The sequence below is a fragment of the Janthinobacterium woesei genome (assembly GCF_051380875.1).
Lineage (GTDB): Bacteria > Pseudomonadota > Gammaproteobacteria > Burkholderiales > Burkholderiaceae_D > Janthinobacterium.
This window is the reverse complement of record NZ_JBNYXW010000027.1, coordinates 31197-47469: the sequence shown is the minus strand read 5'-3', so window position 1 is coordinate 47469 and position 16273 is coordinate 31197. Positions and strand designations below refer to the sequence as shown.

General features: G+C 63.7%; 15 protein-coding genes and 1 riboswitch. All 15 genes read left to right on the top strand.

Annotated elements, in window-relative coordinates:
* Nucleotides 1–220: 220 nt before the first annotated feature.
* The 15 genes from cobT to ACQ4W6_RS24635 all read left to right on the top strand — a co-directional run bounded on the left by cobT (nt 221) and on the right by ACQ4W6_RS24635 (nt 16261).
* On the top strand, nt 221–1261 hold the full coding sequence (gene cobT / locus ACQ4W6_RS24705; RefSeq protein ID WP_436569811.1) for a nicotinate-nucleotide--dimethylbenzimidazole phosphoribosyltransferase: 1041 nt from the start codon (nt 221–223) through the stop codon (nt 1259–1261).
* A 4-nt stretch (nt 1262–1265) separates the two neighbouring features.
* The gene (locus ACQ4W6_RS24700; protein WP_436569810.1) at nt 1266–2072 is read left to right on the top strand and encodes an adenosylcobinamide-GDP ribazoletransferase; all 807 of its coding nucleotides are present in this window, start codon (nt 1266–1268) and stop codon (nt 2070–2072) included.
* A 10-nt stretch (nt 2073–2082) separates the two neighbouring features.
* A complete protein-coding gene (locus tag ACQ4W6_RS24695; protein ID WP_436569809.1) occupies nt 2083–2637 on the top strand; it encodes a histidine phosphatase family protein in 555 nt (184 codons plus the stop codon).
* Nucleotides 2638–2681: 44 nt separating this feature from the next.
* Nucleotides 2682–2922, top strand: a riboswitch (cobalamin riboswitch).
* Nucleotides 2923–3050: 128 nt separating this feature from the next.
* A complete protein-coding gene (locus ACQ4W6_RS24690) occupies nt 3051–4922 on the top strand; it encodes a TonB-dependent receptor domain-containing protein (RefSeq protein ID WP_436569808.1) in 1872 nt (623 codons plus the stop codon).
* A 206-nt stretch (nt 4923–5128) separates the two neighbouring features.
* Nucleotides 5129–6154 (top strand): FecCD family ABC transporter permease, encoded by a 1026-nt coding sequence (locus ACQ4W6_RS24685; protein ID WP_436569807.1) that lies wholly within the window; start codon nt 5129–5131, stop codon nt 6152–6154.
* Nucleotides 6151–6918, top strand: coding sequence for an ABC transporter ATP-binding protein (locus tag ACQ4W6_RS24680; protein WP_436569806.1), 768 nt, complete (start codon nt 6151–6153; stop codon nt 6916–6918). The genes ACQ4W6_RS24685 and ACQ4W6_RS24680 overlap by 4 nt, the downstream gene beginning before the upstream one ends.
* 2 nt (nt 6919–6920) lie before the next feature.
* Entirely contained in the window at nt 6921–7565 is a 645-nt protein-coding gene (cobO, locus tag ACQ4W6_RS24675; protein WP_436569805.1) for a cob(I)yrinic acid a,c-diamide adenosyltransferase, read from the top strand.
* 7 nt (nt 7566–7572) lie between these two features.
* The gene (cobU, locus tag ACQ4W6_RS24670; protein ID WP_436569804.1) at nt 7573–8148 is read left to right on the top strand and encodes a bifunctional adenosylcobinamide kinase/adenosylcobinamide-phosphate guanylyltransferase; all 576 of its coding nucleotides are present in this window, start codon (nt 7573–7575) and stop codon (nt 8146–8148) included.
* On the top strand, nt 8142–9095 hold the full coding sequence (gene cbiB, locus ACQ4W6_RS24665) for an adenosylcobinamide-phosphate synthase CbiB (RefSeq protein WP_436569803.1): 954 nt from the start codon (nt 8142–8144) through the stop codon (nt 9093–9095). Before cobU ends, cbiB begins: the two co-directional genes overlap by 7 nt.
* Complete coding sequence (gene cobD / locus ACQ4W6_RS24660) at nt 9088–10074, top strand: threonine-phosphate decarboxylase CobD (RefSeq protein ID WP_436569802.1); 987 nt, start codon at nt 9088–9090, stop codon at nt 10072–10074. Before cbiB ends, cobD begins: the two co-directional genes overlap by 8 nt.
* Nucleotides 10071–10970 carry a cobalamin-binding protein gene (locus ACQ4W6_RS24655; protein ID WP_436569801.1) on the top strand — a complete coding sequence of 300 codons (900 nt, stop codon included), beginning with the start codon at nt 10071–10073 and terminating at the stop codon, nt 10968–10970. Before cobD ends, ACQ4W6_RS24655 begins: the two co-directional genes overlap by 4 nt.
* Entirely contained in the window at nt 10967–12427 is a 1461-nt protein-coding gene (locus tag ACQ4W6_RS24650; protein ID WP_436569800.1) for a cobyric acid synthase, read from the top strand. The genes ACQ4W6_RS24655 and ACQ4W6_RS24650 overlap by 4 nt, the downstream gene beginning before the upstream one ends.
* A gap of 115 nt (nt 12428–12542) precedes the next feature.
* Nucleotides 12543–14015 carry a DHA2 family efflux MFS transporter permease subunit gene (locus ACQ4W6_RS24645; protein ID WP_436569799.1) on the top strand — a complete coding sequence of 491 codons (1473 nt, stop codon included), beginning with the start codon at nt 12543–12545 and terminating at the stop codon, nt 14013–14015.
* 73 nt (nt 14016–14088) lie between these two features.
* Nucleotides 14089–15285, top strand: a complete 1197-nt coding sequence (locus tag ACQ4W6_RS24640) for a type II secretion system F family protein (RefSeq protein ID WP_436569798.1) — start codon at nt 14089–14091, stop codon at nt 15283–15285.
* Nucleotides 15286–15391: 106 nt separating this feature from the next.
* Nucleotides 15392–16261, top strand: coding sequence for a prepilin peptidase (locus tag ACQ4W6_RS24635; RefSeq protein ID WP_436569797.1), 870 nt, complete (start codon nt 15392–15394; stop codon nt 16259–16261).
* Nucleotides 16262–16273: the final 12 nt, after the last annotated feature.

The following is a 16273-nucleotide window of genomic DNA, read 5'->3' as shown; positions in this document are numbered from 1 at the left end:
TACTTTGTCAACCTTCGTTTTTCAGCGCATTGCGCTTAAAAACTTACTGCATCGCCGTTTCCGGTGATCCTCAACTGCCGCATTTGACTGCGTCTCATCGGGGAGGCGAACTATAGCAAAGCCCTGCCCGCCCCGCAAGGGCTATTTTGCGTACAAGTAAATATTGCTGTGTGATATCGTAGCGCCAGCAACATTCTGCCTCTCATCTACCTTGATCCCCATGCCTATCCCACACATTTCCCCCACCGCCAATCCCGTACTGGCCAGCGAACTCGACCATGCCATCAATAGCAAGACCAAGCCGCTGGGCAGTTTGGGCATGCTGGAAACCCTGGCCCGCCAGATCGGCCTGATACAGCAAAGCACACAATTGGCACTGCACAATCCAGCCATCATCGTTTTCGCGGCCGACCATGGCGTGGTGGCGGAAGGCATTTCTGCCTATCCGCAAAGCGTGACCTGGCAGATGGTGGAGAACTTCCTGGGCAATGGCGCCGCCATCAATGTCTTCGCCCGCCAGAGCGATTGCGCCTTATATATAGTAGATGCTGGCGTAAACCACGATTTCGGCCCGCGCGATGGCTTGCTTGACCGCAAGCAAGGCCCAGGCACACGCAATTTCGCCCAGGAACCCGCCATGAGCCAGGAGCAATGCCTTGCCGCCATGCAGGCAGGGATGGACCTTGCCGCCACGCTCGACGGCAATGTGCTGGGATTTGGCGAAATGGGCATCGGCAACACCACGGCCGCAGCCGCACTGATGCACAAACTGACCAACACGCCCGTCGCACAATGTGTGGGCGCCGGCACGGGCTTGTCAAAAGAGGGGGTGCTGCACAAACAGCAGGTGATCGAGGCGGCCGTCGCGCATCACGCGACAGTCAACGAGCCGCTAGCCGTGCTGGCCACCTTTGGCGGTTTCGAGATCGCCATGATGGCCGGCGCCATGCTCAAGGCAGCCGAGCGGCGCATGATTTTGCTGATCGATGGCTTTATCGTCAGCAGCGCCCTGCTGGTGGCGGCGCGCTTGCAGCCGGCCATTCTCGATTACTGCGTGTTTTCGCACTGTTCCGATGAAAACGGCCACCGCCAGCTGCTGGCCAGCCTGAAAGCGCGCCCGCTGCTGCAGCTCGATCTGCGCCTGGGCGAAGGTACGGGTTCCGCGCTGGCGTTACCTTTGCTGCACGCGGCAGTCAATTTCATGCGCGAAATGGCAACTTTCGCCTCGGCCCAGGTCAGCGAAAAGTCCCCGTCAGACTAAGACCATGCTCAATCCCCTTACGGCCGCTATCCACCAATGCCGCTTGTTCTTCATCGCGCTGCAGTTCTTCACGCGCTTGCCGATACCCCGCTGGGTGGGTTTCGAGCCGGCCTGGCTGCAGCATGCCTCGCGCTATTTCCCCTTGGTGGGGGTAGTGGTGGCGGCGATTTCCGGCGCCGTGTATCTGCTGGCCAGCTGGCTCTTGCCCTCGGCAGTGGCCGTGCTACTGGCCGTCGCCGCTGGCATTTACCTGACGGGCGCCTTCCATGAAGACGGTTTCGCCGACATGTGCGACGGCTTCGGTGGCGGCTTGACGCGCGAACGGGTGCTGGAAATCATGAAAGATTCGCGCATCGGCGCGTATGGCGCCATCGGCATTGTCTGTTTGCTCGCCATCAAATGCATGGCGCTGGCTACGCTGCCACCAGCGGCCGTTGTGGCAGCACTGTGCATCGCCCATCCGCTGTCGCGCCTGGCCGCCGTCTCGCTGATCTGGGCCATGGACTATGCGCGCGACGAAGGCAAGGCCAAGCCGATGGCACAGGAAATGACCACCGGGGAATTCATCATCGCCGCCGTCTGTGGCCTGCTGCCCGCCATCGTCAGCGGCGTGCTGGGGATAGTTGACTGGAGCGCGCTGGCATTTGCCATCGTGGCGGCCGTCGGCGCCGCCTGCTGGCTGGGCCGCAAGTGCCAGCGCCGCCTGCAAGGCTATACGGGCGACTGCCTGGGTGCCGTCCAGCAGTTGGCGGAAGTGGCGATTTACCTGGCCATCCTGTCCAGCTTTCAGCCACCTGTACGCTTCTACTAAATAGGCACCCATGCGCCTGATCCTGGTTCGCCACCCGTCACCGCAAGTCACCAGCGGCACCTGCTACGGCCGCAGCGACGTGGTGGTGGCGCCACATGAAATGGCCGCCGTGCGTGCCAGCCTGCAAGCGTCCCTGCCAGCGCATGTGCCAGTTTATGCCAGCCCGCTGCGCCGCTGCGCTGACCTGGCACGCGTACTGGCACAAGACCTGCCGGCCAGCACCTTGATCTATGACAAAAGACTGGCCGAAATGGATTTTGGCAGCTGGGAAATGCGCCCCTGGCACGCGATAGCCCGCCAGAATATCGATGCCTGGGCTGCCAATATGGCCCATTACCGGCCAGGTGGCGGCGAAAATGTGCTGGCGATGGCCGCCCGCGTCGAGGCATTTTTACACGATCTATTGCGCGAACAACACGAAACTGTGGTCATCATCTGCCATGCTGGCACTATCCGCCTGCTATCTGCCTTGCAAGCCGGGCTGCCATTGGAGGAAACTGCCCTGCTGGCAGCCACTTCGGCGCATAAAATCGCTTACGGTGCGACCGTCGTCGTCGATTTCTGATATCGAATCGTCCAGCCAGCCATGTCAGTCCACGCCCACTGCACGTATAATGGCGGGGTTTTGGTGCCCGCGTTCATGTCCATGAGCGCAGTTAAACGGGAAACACGATGCCGCGCTCGCGGCGAACGTGTGCTGCCCCCGCAACGGTAAGCAAGTGTCGCCCCTCCTACAGGAAGCGGGTGACAAGCTATCTCTGACAACCACTGTGCTTGCAATCATCGAGTATGGGAAGGTGGGATAGCCGTACTTGCCAGCCCGGATACCGGCCAGGACAGGTGGAAGTGTGCGAACGGGGATGTTCGCGATCCGAATGGCTCATGGGCCGTCTTCGATCGTCATCTTCAGTTCCCACTTCTGTTCAATCTGGCCAACGGGGACGTCGGCTGGTTGCATATTACTTACTGAAAATTATCATGACTCATGCTGTTTCCCGCCACGCGGCACTCACGTCGCTCGCGCTAGCCATTGCCGCGCCTGCCGCTTTCGCCCAAACCACGCCCGACACTTTCGACCCAATCGTCGTCACCGCCAGCCGCTACTCACAGCACCTGAGCGAAGTGTTGAGCGATACGCAGACCATCAGCGCGGAAGAAATCGCGCACTCGGGCGCCAGCTCGCTGGTCGACTTGCTGCAAAAGCAGCGCGGCATCGAGGTGACGCGCAACGGCGGCGCAGGCTCCGCGGCCAGCGTTTTCATCCGCGGCGCGAACAGCACCCAGAATATCGTCCTGGTCGATGGCGTGCGCATCGGCTCGTCCACCGTCGGCACGGCCAACTGGAGCGCCCTGCCCCTGTCGAGCATCGACCACGTTGAAATCGTCTACGGCCCGTTGAGCACCATGTACGGTGCCGACGCCATCGGTGGCGTGATCCAGATCTTTACCAAGAAAGGCGACGGCGCGGCGCGCTTTTCCGCTTTCGCGGGCTATGGCAGCAACAATACGCGCCAGGTCGAAGCACAGGTGGCAGGTTCCACGGGCGGCGTGAACAGCTTCAGCTACGCGCTGGCGGCCGGCAAGGAAAAATCGGACGGTTTCTCCGCTTCCAAGCTGGGCGCATCCTCGTTCACCTACAACCCGGACAAGGACGGCTACGACAAGGAGAGCATCAGCGGCCAGTTCGGCTACCAGATGGCGAAAGGCCATGCAGTTGGCCTGGTGTTCCTGAACAGCACACTGAAAGCCCAGTACGACGCGGGTCCTGGCTACGATGCACGCAGCAACCAGAAGCTGGAAAACATTTCCGTCTTCACGAAGAACGCATTCCTGCCCAACTGGACCAGCGAACTGCGCTACGCGGAAGCACGCGACAAGTCGGGCGACGACAGCAGTGCCGCGTCGTGGGGCAAGAGCCAGATCGACACCAAGCAAACCGATCTCACCTGGCAAAACGACATTCGTATCGGCCGCGACAACTTGCAACTGCTGGCCAGCTACCGCGATGAAGACGTGATGTCGAGCAGCACGCCGGAAGTGACGGGCGCACGCAATACCAAGTCCTACGCAGCGGCGTACAACATGGTGCGCGGCGCGCATCTGTTCAATATCAGCGGCCGCCGCGACGACAATTCGGCATTCGGTTCGCACAACACGGGCAGCGTTGCCTACGGCTACCGCATCAGCAATGCGCTGCGCGCGAACGCCAGCTACGGCACCAGCTTCCGTGCTCCGACCTTCAATGAACTGTACTACCCCGGCTACGGCCTGGCATCGAACAAGCCGGAAACGGGCCGCAACGCTGAAATCGGCCTGCATTACAACGATGGAGTATCGCAACTGAGCGCGACCTACTACCATAACAAGGTCACCGACCTGCTGGTCAACACCACGCCTTGCCCGGATCCGCTGTTCAACGGCAGCTACGGTTGCGCCTACAACGTCAACAAGGCACTGCTGGAAGGCGTGACCCTGGCCGCCAGCCGCAAGTTTGGCGCCTTCCATGTCAGCGGCAACATCGACCTGCAAGACCCACGCGATGAAACCAAGGACAAACAACTGCAGCGCCGCGCCAAGCAGCACGCCAACCTCAACGTCGACTACACGGCTGGCGCGCTGACGTCGGGCGCCGAATGGCAGTTGTCGGGCAAACGCTACGACGATGCTGCCAACAAGAACGTGCTGGGCGGTTATGGCCTGGTCAACCTGTACGCAAGCTACCAGTTCGCTCCTGAATGGTCGGTGCTGGCGCGCTGGAACAACATCGCCAACAAGGACTACGAACTGGCCCGCTTCTACGCGACTCCAGGCTCGAAAGTCTTCGTCGGTGTGCGCTACGGCATGAAATAAGCAAGTAGCCTTGATGTAAGCTGCGGGCGATGGCGGCATTGTCATCACCCGCAATGTAGCTCTCAAATTTTAACGACGTCTGACAAAACCGTAGCGAGCGGAAGTGAGTTGTGGCTGAGAAGCGCAACTGTGCGTAGGCACAGTGAGCATCGCAGGCCGCAAATCGCGACGCGCAGTAGGTTTGGTCAGATGTCCGAAGGCAGTACATGCACCCTTTCTTCCGCAATATGCGCCACCGCGCCACCGTGATCATCACGGTGCTGGTCGCGTGCGCAGTTGCCAGCCTGATTTTCTCCGGCATGATCGGTTCGATCGCGATTCCGCTCGCCGACCTGCCTTCCGGCCTGCTCCATGTCGTGCAGGGCAAGACCGATACCCTCGCCGCCACCCTGCTTGACCTGCGCCTGGGCCGCGCGCTGACCGCCTTTGTCACTGGCGCGGCGCTGTCGCTGGCCGGCGTGATGATGCAAGCGCTGCTGCGTAATCCCCTGGCCGACCCGTATGTGCTGGGCATTTCCGCCGGCGCTTCCGTGGGTGCACTGGCCGCGCTGCTGTTCATGTGCGCGCTGTGGGTGGTCGACGCGGCCGCCTTTGCCGGTGCCGTTGGCGTTTCCATGCTGCTGTACCTGTTTGCCCGGCGCGACCTGCGCGGCGGTGCTGCGGCCGAAGGCGGCGCTTCGCTGTTGCTGCTGACGGGCGTGATCCTCGCTTCGGCCTGCATGGCCATCGTCACCCTGATGTTGTCGATTGCCCCTGAAAGCCGCTTGCGCAGCATGATCTTCTGGATGATCGGTGACCTGTCCGGTGCGCCGGCGCGGCTGATGCCCTGGCTGGTCCTGGCTGGCGCGCTGGTATTCGCGCTGCGCTGCGCGCGCTCGCTGAACATCATGGCCCTGCACGCGGAAGCGGCCAGCACCCTGGGCGTTCGCGTGGGCGCCCTGCGCAAGGGACTGTTCTTCTGTTCCGGCCTGCTCACGGCCAGCGCCGTCACCAGCGCCGGCAGCGTGGGCTTCGTCGGCTTGATCGTACCGCACGCGCTGCGCTTTGCCTGCGGCCCCGACCATCGCCTATTGATACCCGCCGCCGCGCTGGCCGGCGGCACCTTCCTGGTACTGGCAGACACGCTGGCACGCACCGTGTTGGCGCCCCTGCAGCTGCCTGTCGGCGTGGTCACGGCCATGATAGGCGCGCCCGTCTTCCTGTACCAGCTCCATCGATTGCGCCGCAAATGATCAGAACCTACCAACTTGGCCTGAAGGCGGGCACGCGCACGCTGGTGGACAACCTCACCTGGAGCATCCAGGACGGCGAATGCTGGAGCGTGATCGGCCGCAATGGCGCCGGCAAGAGCACCCTGCTGCGCGCCCTGGCCGGCCTGCGCGAACCGGATGCGGGCCATGTGACGATACAGGGCCGCGCGCTGATCGACTGGCCTTTGGGCGCACTGGCGCGCGAACGCGCCTTCCTGGCGCAGGCGCGGCATGACGCGTTCTCGTACCGCGTGATCGAAACGGTGCTGTCGGCGCGCCACCCCTATCACGACAGCCATTACTGGGAAGGCAGCGACGACCAGCGCATCGCCCTGGCGGCGCTGGCGTCGATGGAAGTGGAGCATTTGGCCGAGCGCGACGTGCGCAGCCTGTCGGGCGGCGAGCGCCAGCGCGTGGCGATTGCCGCCATGCTGGCGCAGGACACGCCCTTGCTGCTGCTCGATGAACCGGCCAACGCACTGGACCTGGCGCACCAGGTCAGCGTCATGGGCCTGCTATCGAGGCTGTGCCGCGAACAGAAAAAAACCGTGGTCATGGTAGGCCACGACCTGAACCTGGCGCACAGCGTCTCGACCCACGCGCTACTGCTGATGGGTGATGGCGGCTGGCTGGCCGGCCCCGTGGCCGAGGTGATGCAAGCGTCCATCCTGAGCGGCTACCTGGGTCACCCGATCGAGATCATCGAGCACGGCAAACGCAAGATATTCATACCGAAAGAGGATTAAACATGAGCGACAACAAAGCTATCGATGCGGACACCGCCGCCAATACCGCAGCTATAAACCAGCGCCACCGCGTGCGCATGGAGCGCAAGAAAGCCATCATCGATGCGGCCATCGCCAAGGCTGACAAGGAAATCGGCATCATCATCGTCAACACGGGTAATGGCAAGGGCAAGAGTTCGAGCGGCTTCGGCATGGCCATCCGCGCCATGGGCCACGGCATGAAGGTGGGCGTGGTGCAGTTCATCAAGGGCGCCATGTCGACCGGCGAAGAAAAATTCCTGCGCCGCTTCCCCGACGAAATCAGCTTCCACGCCATGGGCGAAGGCTATACCTGGGAAACGCAAAACCGCGAGCGCGACATCGAAAAAGCCGAATTGGCATGGGAACAGGCAAAGACCTTCCTGGCCGACCCAAGCTACGGCCTGGTGCTGTTCGACGAGCTCAATATCGCCCTCAAATACAACTATCTCGACGTGCACACCGTCATCGCCGACTTGCTGGAGCGCCCGCAGATGCAGCACGTGGTCATCACGGGGCGCGGCGCGCCAGATGAGTTGATCGCAATCGCCGACACCGTCACCGAAATGGCCGTCGTCAAGCATGCGTATGCGGCCGGCATAGTCGCGCAAGCCGGCACCGAGTGGTAACAGCGCCATGACGCGCACCCTGGTCTTCGGCGGCGCCCGCTCCGGCAAGAGCGCCTACGCCGAGCAACTGGCCCGCGCATCGGGCAAGGAAGTCATCTACATCGCCACTGCGCAGGCGGGCGACGGCGAGATGGCCACGCGCATCGACCATCATCGGGCGCTGCGCCCGGCCGAATGGGCGACGCTGGAAGAACCGCTGCGCCTGGGCGACGCCATCTTGCAGCAGGCGCGCCCTGGCCGGCTGCTGCTGGTCGACTGCCTGACCCTGTGGCTGACAAATTTGATGTTTTCCAGCGGCGAAAACTACCCGGACGTGGGCGACATCGTCTTGCCCGAACTGTTCCACAACGAGCGCGCGCACCTGTTGCGCGCGCTGGCGGAAATGGAGGAGACCGGCTGCAAGGGCTGCGACCTCATACTCGTATCGAATGAAGTAGGCATGGGCATTGTGCCGTATGGCGCCATCTCGCGCTGCTTCACCGATGAAGCGGGACGTTTGAACCAGGCCGTGGCGGCCATCTGCGACAAGGCCGTGTTTATCGCCGCCGGCCTGCCGCTGCACCTGAAGGGCGCGCCATGCTAAGCGGCTTGTCGCTGCCCATGCTCGCCATCCTCATGGCGGCCGGCGTGCTACTCGACATGCTGCTGGGCGAAACACGGCGCTGGCACCCGCTGGTAGGCTTTGGCCGCATCGCCTGCGCGCTGGAGCGTCTGCTGAACCGGGGCAGTCGGCGCTTTCTGCGCGGCGCGCTGGCGTGGTCGCTGGCCGTGCTGCCCATCACCTGCATCGCTGCGTGGCTGTGCGGCCTGGCCGGTGCCGCTCTGCATGTCTTCTTGCTGTACCTGTGCCTGGGCCTGCGCAGCCTGCGCGACCACAATCAACCGATCGCCGATGCGCTGGCCTTTGGTGACCTGGACAACGCGCGCCTGTTGACGGCGCGCATCGTCAGCCGCGACACGGCCAACGCCGATGCGGCCAGCCTGGCCAAGGCCAGCACGGAGTCCCTGCTGGAAAACGGCAACGATGCCGTCTTCGGCACCCTGTTCTGGTTTGCCGTGGCTGGCGGTCCCGGTGCCGTGCTATTCAGACTGGCGAACACACTCGACGCCATGTGGGGCTACCGCAATGCACGCTACGACTGGTTCGGCTGCTGCGCCGCGCGTATCGACGACATCCTCAATTACCTGCCGGCGCGCCTGACGGCCCTGTCGTATGTCATGCTGGGCAAGAGCATGGCAGACAAGCGGCGCGCCTGGCATTGCTGGCGCAGCCAGGCGCCGAACTGGGGCAGCCCGAATGCTGGCCCCGTCATGGCCAGTGGCGCGGGCGCCCTGGGCCTGGCCTTGGGCGGCGACGCCATCTACGACGGCGAACTGGAACGCCGCCCACCACTGGGCTGCGGCCGTCCCGCCGAAGCACGCGATATCGACCGCGCCTGGCGCCTGGTGGCCGAGACGGCCGTGCTGTGGCTGATCTGGATGGCGCTGGCCACGGGTCTGTTTTACCTGCGGGAGAACTACCTTGCTTGAACACGGCGGCAACCTGCGCGACGCCGCGCGCGAATACGGCCGACCTATCGCCGACTGGATCGACCTGTCGACGGGCATCAACCCGCACTGGTATGCAGCGCCAGCACCTAGCGCCAACGCCTGGCACCGGCTGCCGGAAACCGATCCTGCGCTGGCTGCCGCCGCCTGCACCTATTACGGCGCGCTGGCCATGCTGCCCGTGGCCGGCACGCAGGCGGCCATCCAGGCCTTGCCCCGGCTACGCGCACCGTCGCGCGTGGTGGTGGCCGCGCCATCGTACGCGGAACATGCACACCACTGGGGCCTGCACGGCCACGATTTGCGGCAGGTGTCGTATGCGCAACTGGCCGATGCCGTCGACAGCTGCGACGTGCTGGTCGTCTGCAATCCGAACAATCCCACGGGCGAGCGCATTGCGCCCGACTCGCTGCTGGAGTGGGCTGGCAAGCTGGCCGCGCGCGGCGGCTGGCTGGTGGTCGATGAAGCATTTGGCGACACGGAAGCACAAGCCAGCCTGGGGCCGCAGTCAAGCCAGCCCGGTTTGATTGTGCTGCGTTCAATCGGCAAGTTCTTTGGCCTGGCGGGGCTGCGCCTGGGCTTTGTCGCCGCCCATCCCGCACTGCTGACCGAACTGGCCGATTTGCTGGGCCCCTGGAGCGTCAGCGGCCCGGCGCAGCAAGTGGCGCTGGCTGCACTCGCCGACACGCACTGGCACGCTGCGATGCGCGACCGCCTGCGCGGCGACGGCGCACGCCTGCAGCAACTGCTGGCTAGCCACGGCATCGCCAGCAGCGGTACTGCGCTGTTTCAATGGTGGCCGGAAGCACGCGCAGTCGCCTTCTGGCGCCACATGGCCGAACATGGCATCTGGGTACGCCTGTTCCGCCACGCCGCCCACGGCATCCGCCTGGGCTTGCCCCCCGACGAACACGCCTGGCTGCGCCTGCAGCAGGCCCTCACCGCATGGAAGCACACATGAACCACCTGAAAACAGCACTGCTGCTGGCCGGACTGATCTCGCTGCAGGCGCATGCCGCCATCACCGTGCGCGACGACGACGGCATTGCCATTACCCTGGAAAAACCCCCGCAGCGCATCCTGGCACTGGCGCCGCACGTCACGGAACTGCTGTTCGCGGCCGGCGGCGGCGAGAAGATTGTCGGCGTTATCAGCTATAGCGACTACCCGGAAGCGGCAAAAAAAATCACGCAGGTGGGCGACAACCGCCAGTACGACATGGAACGCATCATCGCCATGAAGCCGGACCTGATCGTCGTCTGGCGGCATGGCAGCGCGGAGCGCCAGATCGCCATGCTGCGCCAGCTGAAAGTACCCATCTATCACAGCGAACCGGCCAAGCTGGCCGACATCCCCGACAGCATGGAGCGCCTGGGCCAGTTGATGGGTACGGAAAAAGTCGCCAGGCCTGCCGCCGCGCAGCTGCGCGCCAGACTGGCCAGTTTGAGCGCGCAATACGCGCAACGCCCGCCTGTGCGCGTGTTTTACCAGGTGTGGGACAAGCCTCTATATACCCTGAGCGGTTCCAGTATCATCAGCGACGCGATGCGCGTGTGCGGCGCGCAGAACATCTTTGCAGCGATGAAGGTGGTGGCGCCCATCGTCACGCCGGAAGGCGTGCTGCAGGAAGACCCGGAAGTCATTTTCGGCACCAGCGAAAAGAACGATCCGCGCAGCGAGGGTGGACTGGCCATGTGGCGCGCCTTCCCGTCGATGACGGCCGTGCGCCGCAATAACCTGTTCCGCCTGAATGGCGACCTGCTGAACCGCGCCGGGCCGCGCATGATCGAGGGCACGGCTGCCATGTGCGAACAGCTGGAACTGGCCCGCCAGCGCCGCACGAAAGCGGCCCAATGACGCTGAAAGCGCCATTCTCCGCCCTGATGGTGCAGGGCACGACCTCGGACGCGGGCAAGAGCACCGTGGTGGCGGCCCTGTGCCGCCTCTTGACGCGGCGCGGCGTGACGGTGGCGCCGTTCAAGCCGCAAAACATGGCATTGAATAGCGCGGTAACAAGCGATGGCGGCGAGATCGGCCGCGCGCAAGCCCTGCAGGCGCTCGCCTGCCGCATCGCGCCGCATACGGACATGAACCCGGTGCTGCTGAAACCCTCGTCGAACACGGGCGCACAGGTAATCATTCATGGCAAGGTGCGCGCCGAGATGGATGCGCACGACTACCAGCAATACAAGAGCATCGCCATGGGCGCCGTGCTGGAATCGTATGCGCGCCTGCGCCAGCAGTACGACGCCGTCGTCGTCGAAGGCGCGGGCAGTCCCGCCGAAATCAATCTGCGCGCACGCGACATCGCCAACATGGGCTTTGCCGAAGCTGTCGACTGTCCCGTGATCCTGGTGGCCGACATCGACCGCGGCGGCGTCTTCGCGCACATCATCGGCACCCTGGCGTGCCTGTCCGACAGCGAGCGGGCGCGCATCATCGGCTTCGTCATCAACCGCTTCCGCGGCGACATCTCGCTGCTTCAACCCGGCATCGAATGGCTGGAACAGCAGACGGGCAAGCCCGTGCTGGCCGTGCTGCCGTATCTGCAAGGCCTGTTCCTCGACGCGGAAGACGCCGTCGAAGCGATGCAGGCCGAACGGGGCGCCTTTAAAGTCGTGGTGCCGCAACTGCCGCGCATCAGCAACCACACGGATTTCGACGCGCTGCGCGCGCACCCGGATATCGACCTGCAATTCATCCAGCAGGGACAAGCGATTCCGCCAGCCGACCTGGTGATCCTGCCTGGCAGTAAAAACACGCGCGGCGACCTGGCCTGGCTGCAGCAGCAGGGCTGGCCCGCCTACCTGGCGAAACATTTGCGCTATGGCGGCAAGGTGATCGGCATCTGCGGCGGCTTCCAGATGCTGGGGCAGTGCGTGCACGATCCGCTGGGCGTGGAAGGGCCTATCGGCGAGTCAAAGGCACTCGGTTTGCTCGACATGAGCACGCAGCTGACGCTTGAGAAACGCCTGGAGCAAGTCGCGGGGCACTGCGCGTTTGCGGGCGCGGGCGGCATTTCCGTGGCTGGCTATGAAATCCACATGGGCGTGTCGCATGGCGCAGCCATGCAGCAGCCGGCCTTCGTCGTCGCCGGCCGCCCCGAAGGGGCAGTATCGGACGACGGGCAAATCCTGGGCAGCTATTTACACGGCATGTTCGACACGCCCGCCGCCTGCGCGGCACTGCTGCGCTGGGCAGGACTCGCATCGGACCATACGGTCGACACAAGCGCCCTGCGCGAGGCCAGCCTGGAGCGCATCGCCGATGCAGCGCTACCGTTGATGGAAGCGCTGGACCGGCTGGGGAACTAGCTACTCTTTCTTCGGTGTAATATAAAAGCAGGCGCGGCGGCGACGCATCCGGGTTAAATATGTGACAATTGCGGGCATACCACAGGCGCAGTATCCATTACCAGGCTCCGCATCCATGACCAGTTCCCCGATTAAAAGCTACCTTCCCTGGGTAGTTGCCACCGCCCTGTTCATGGAGCAGCTCGACTCCACCATCGTCAACACCGCCATTCCCGCCATGGCCGCCAGCCTGAATGTGACACCGCTGAGCCTGAAGGCGGTCGTCACCAGCTATATTCTGAGCCTGGCCGTGTGCATCCCCATCAGTGGCTGGATGGCCGACCGTTTCGGCACGCGGCGCGTGTTTTCCGCCGCCGTCGCCATCTTCACCATCGCCTCGATTTTGTGCGGCCTGTCCGTCAATTCACCGATGCTGGTGGCCTCACGCCTGCTGCAAGGGGTGGGCGCGGCCATGATGATGCCGGTGGGCAGGCTGACCATCATCCGCACCTTTCCCAAGTCGCAATTGCTGGCGGCCATGAATTTTGTCATCATCCCTGCCCTGATCGGCCCCTTGCTGGGGCCCACTGTGGGTGGGCTGATCGTGCACTGGCTGTCGTGGCGCGAGATTTTCTTCGTCAATGTGCCGGTGGGACTGGTGGCGCTGTATCTGGCGCACCGCTACATGCCCGACTATTACGGCGACAAGCCGCGTCCACTGGACTTGATCGGCCTGGTGCTGTTCGGCACGGGCATCGCGCTGCTGTCGTGGCTGCTGGAAATCTTCGGCGAGCACAGGATCGATCCCACCTCGTTTGCCGTGCTGCTGTTCATTTCCATCAGCCTGCTGGCTGCGTATGCCTGGCATTCGAGCGAAGTGCTGCACCCGCTGCTGCGCCTGACCCTGTTCAAGATCCGCACCTTCCGCGTTTCGGTGGTGGGCGGCTTCGTCACGCGCCTGGGCGTCGGTGGCCTGCCTTTCCTGCTGCCGCTACTGTACCAGCTGGGCCTGGGCTTGCCCGCCTGGCAGTCGGGCTTGCTGATGATGCCGTCGGCCGCCGCCGCCATGGGCATGAAGTTCATTTCCGCGCGCGTGCTGGCCCGCTTCGGCTACCGCCAGGTACTGATCGTCAACACCGTGCTGATCGGCATCACCATCGCCATGTTTTCGCAGGTGGGTGCGGGCACGCCACTGTATGTGATCGTCTTCATCAGCCTGTTCCTGGGCTTTTTCAACTCGCTGCAGTTTTCCAGCATGAACACCATCGCCTATGCCGATGTGAACAATAGCGATTCCAGCATGGCCAGCACCATCGCCAGTTCGATGCAGCAACTGTCGATGAGCTTTGGCCTGGCCTTCGGCTCGCTGATCACGGGCTGGTACCTGGGCGACATGCCGCAATCGGACCGCGCCATGCTCAGCACGGCGCTGCACCACACATTCCTGACGCTCGCTGCCTTGACGGTGCTGTCCTCGCTGACCTTCTGGACCTTGCGCCGCGACGATGGCGAAAGCATCAGCAAGGGCACGGCTAGCGACGCGGAAGACGCGGCCGACGTCAAGGCCCAGGCCGTGGTACAGACGGAAGTGCAAACCACAAAAAACTGAGCCAGATCAAGCTTGCCGCCGTCCGCGCTGGCGCTTTGGCCCTTCCCTGCTACCGTGACGGCAGGAGGCGCACATGGCGGCCGAGCAGCGGTTTGCATGGAAAGGAACGGATCGCCATGGCCAGGCGGTCGATGGGGTCTTGCGCGCGGCCGATGCGGCGGCAGCTGGCGTCGCGCTAAGGCGCCAGGGCATCCTGGCCACGCGGGTACGCGCCTCACCCACCAGACTCGGCAAGGCCATCACGCACAAGGATATCGCCCTGTTTACACGCCAGCTGTCGACCATGATGGCGGCCGGCGTGCCGCTGCTGCATGCCTTCGACATCGCCGGCAAGGGCCATGCCAAGCCGGCCATCACGCAGCTGATGCAGGACTTGCGCCGCGACATCGAAGCGGGCAGCAGCCTGCAGCAAGCATTTCGCCAGTTCCCCCTGCTGTTTGACGAGCTGTATTGCAATTTGCTGGCAGCCGGCGAGCAAGCGGGCATCGTGCAGGAATTGCTGGCGCGCCTGGCCACGCACCAGGAAAAGGCCATCGCCCTGCGGCGGCAAGTGCGCGGCGCGCTGATGTATCCGCTAGCCATCGTGCTCGTCGCCATCATCGTCACGGCCATCATCATGAGCGTGGTCGTGCCCGCCTTCCGCCAGGTATTCGACAGCTTCGGCGCGCCCTTGCCGCTGCCGACCTTGGTCGTCATGGGCTTGTCCGCCTTTCTTGTGCGCTACTGGCTGGTCTTGCTGGCGGCGCTGGTACTGGCCTGCCTGCTGCTGCGCCTGGCCTGGCGCCGCTGGCCCGCCCTGCGCCGTTCCACACAATTGCAGGCACTGCGATTGCCCCTGTTCGGCCCGCTCTTGCGCAAGGCGGCGCTTGCCCGCTGGACGCGCACCCTGGCCGCCATGTTCGCCGCCGGCGTGCCACTGCTCGATTCGCTCGACCTGGTGGGCGCGGCGTCCGGCCACGCGCTGTACCAGGAAGCAACGACACGCATCGAGCGCGAAATCCGCGCCGGCGGTAGCCTGGCCCTGGCCATGGAACACAGCGGCGTGTTTCCCCCGCTGCTGACGCAACTGGCGCTGATCGGCGAAGAGTCGGGCGCACTCGACGCCATGCTGTCGCGCGCGGCCGATATCATCGAAGCAGACATCGAAACGACCGTCGCCATCCTCACCTCGTTACTGGAGCCGGCGCTGATGGTGGTGCTGGGCGTGCTGGTCGGTGCCCTCGTGATCGCCCTGTATTTGCCGATTTTTAAGCTCGGCACCGTGATTTGACGGTGACGCCACGCAAAACACCCCCATGCGCGGGCGGATGTTTTACACTGCGGCAGTGCCTAGCAATGTTTGCGCGGCAACATTCATCACCTCAGACAAATCCACCATGCTGCAAGATACCCTGTTGTTCGCCGCGCCCGGCAACCTGCCCGTCGCCCTCGTTGCCGCCCTGTTCGGCCTGATCGTCGGCAGCTTCCTGAACGTGGTGATCCACCGCGTGCCGAAAATGATGCAGCGCGAGTCCGACAATTACGTGGCGCAAGAAAACGGCCTGCCGCTGCCGCACACGGACCGCTACAACCTGATGCTGCCGCATTCGAACTGCACCGCCTGCGGCCATCGCATCACGGCCATGGAAAATATTCCCGTCATCAGCTATCTATTGCTGCGCGGCAAGTGCAGCGCTTGCAAGGCGCCCATTTCGCCCCGTTATCCGCTGGTGGAATTGCTGACCGGCGTGCTGTCGGCCATGCTGATCTGGCATTTCGGCAGCGGCTGGACGGGGCTGGCCACGCTCGTGTTTGCCTATTTGCTGATCGCCATGACTTTCATCGATGCCGATACGCAAATGCTGCCCGACGACCTCACCTTCCCCCTGCTGTGGGCCGGACTGCTGGTCAATATCAATGGCACTTTCGTGCCGCTGCAAGACGCCGTGATTGGCGCCGCTGCCGGCTATCTGGCCCTGTGGGGTGTGTACTGGGCCTTCAAGCTGGCGACAGGCAAGGAGGGAATGGGCTATGGTGACTTCAAATTGCTGGCGGCGCTGGGTGCGTGGCTGGGCTGGACCATGTTGCCGACGATCATATTATTGTCGTCGCTGGTCGGCGCGGTGGTCGGCATCGGCCTGATCGTCTTCGCCAAGCGGGGACGTGACAAGCCCATCCCGTTTGGCCCTTATCTTGCCGCTGCGGGCTTCATCGCCCTGCTGTACGGCACCCCCCTGTCGCGGCTCACGCTTGGCCTGATCGGCTGACTGGCGCAGTAA

Bases quoted from the DNA above. Each gene is read 5' to 3' on its own strand.
- ACQ4W6_RS24680 (WP_436569806.1), top strand. From the start codon at position 6,151: ATGATCAGAACCTACCAACTTGGCCTGAAGGCGGGCACGCGCACGCTG.
- ACQ4W6_RS24635 (WP_436569797.1), top strand. From the start codon at position 15,392: ATGCTGCAAGATACCCTGTTGTTCGCCGCGCCCGGCAACCTGCCCGTC.
- ACQ4W6_RS24695 (WP_436569809.1), top strand. From the start codon at position 2,083: ATGCGCCTGATCCTGGTTCGCCACCCGTCACCGCAAGTCACCAGCGGC.
- ACQ4W6_RS24685 (WP_436569807.1), top strand. From the start codon at position 5,129: ATGCACCCTTTCTTCCGCAATATGCGCCACCGCGCCACCGTGATCATC.
- ACQ4W6_RS24690 (WP_436569808.1), top strand. From the start codon at position 3,051: ATGACTCATGCTGTTTCCCGCCACGCGGCACTCACGTCGCTCGCGCTA.
- cbiB (WP_436569803.1), top strand. From the start codon at position 8,142: ATGCTAAGCGGCTTGTCGCTGCCCATGCTCGCCATCCTCATGGCGGCC.
- cobU (WP_436569804.1), top strand. From the start codon at position 7,573: ATGACGCGCACCCTGGTCTTCGGCGGCGCCCGCTCCGGCAAGAGCGCC.
- ACQ4W6_RS24645 (WP_436569799.1), top strand. From the start codon at position 12,543: ATGACCAGTTCCCCGATTAAAAGCTACCTTCCCTGGGTAGTTGCCACC.
- ACQ4W6_RS24650 (WP_436569800.1), top strand. From the start codon at position 10,967: ATGACGCTGAAAGCGCCATTCTCCGCCCTGATGGTGCAGGGCACGACC.
- ACQ4W6_RS24640 (WP_436569798.1), top strand. From the start codon at position 14,089: ATGGCGGCCGAGCAGCGGTTTGCATGGAAAGGAACGGATCGCCATGGC.
- cobO (WP_436569805.1), top strand. From the start codon at position 6,921: ATGAGCGACAACAAAGCTATCGATGCGGACACCGCCGCCAATACCGCA.
- ACQ4W6_RS24700 (WP_436569810.1), top strand. From the start codon at position 1,266: ATGCTCAATCCCCTTACGGCCGCTATCCACCAATGCCGCTTGTTCTTC.
- cobT (WP_436569811.1), top strand. From the start codon at position 221: ATGCCTATCCCACACATTTCCCCCACCGCCAATCCCGTACTGGCCAGC.
- ACQ4W6_RS24655 (WP_436569801.1), top strand. From the start codon at position 10,071: ATGAACCACCTGAAAACAGCACTGCTGCTGGCCGGACTGATCTCGCTG.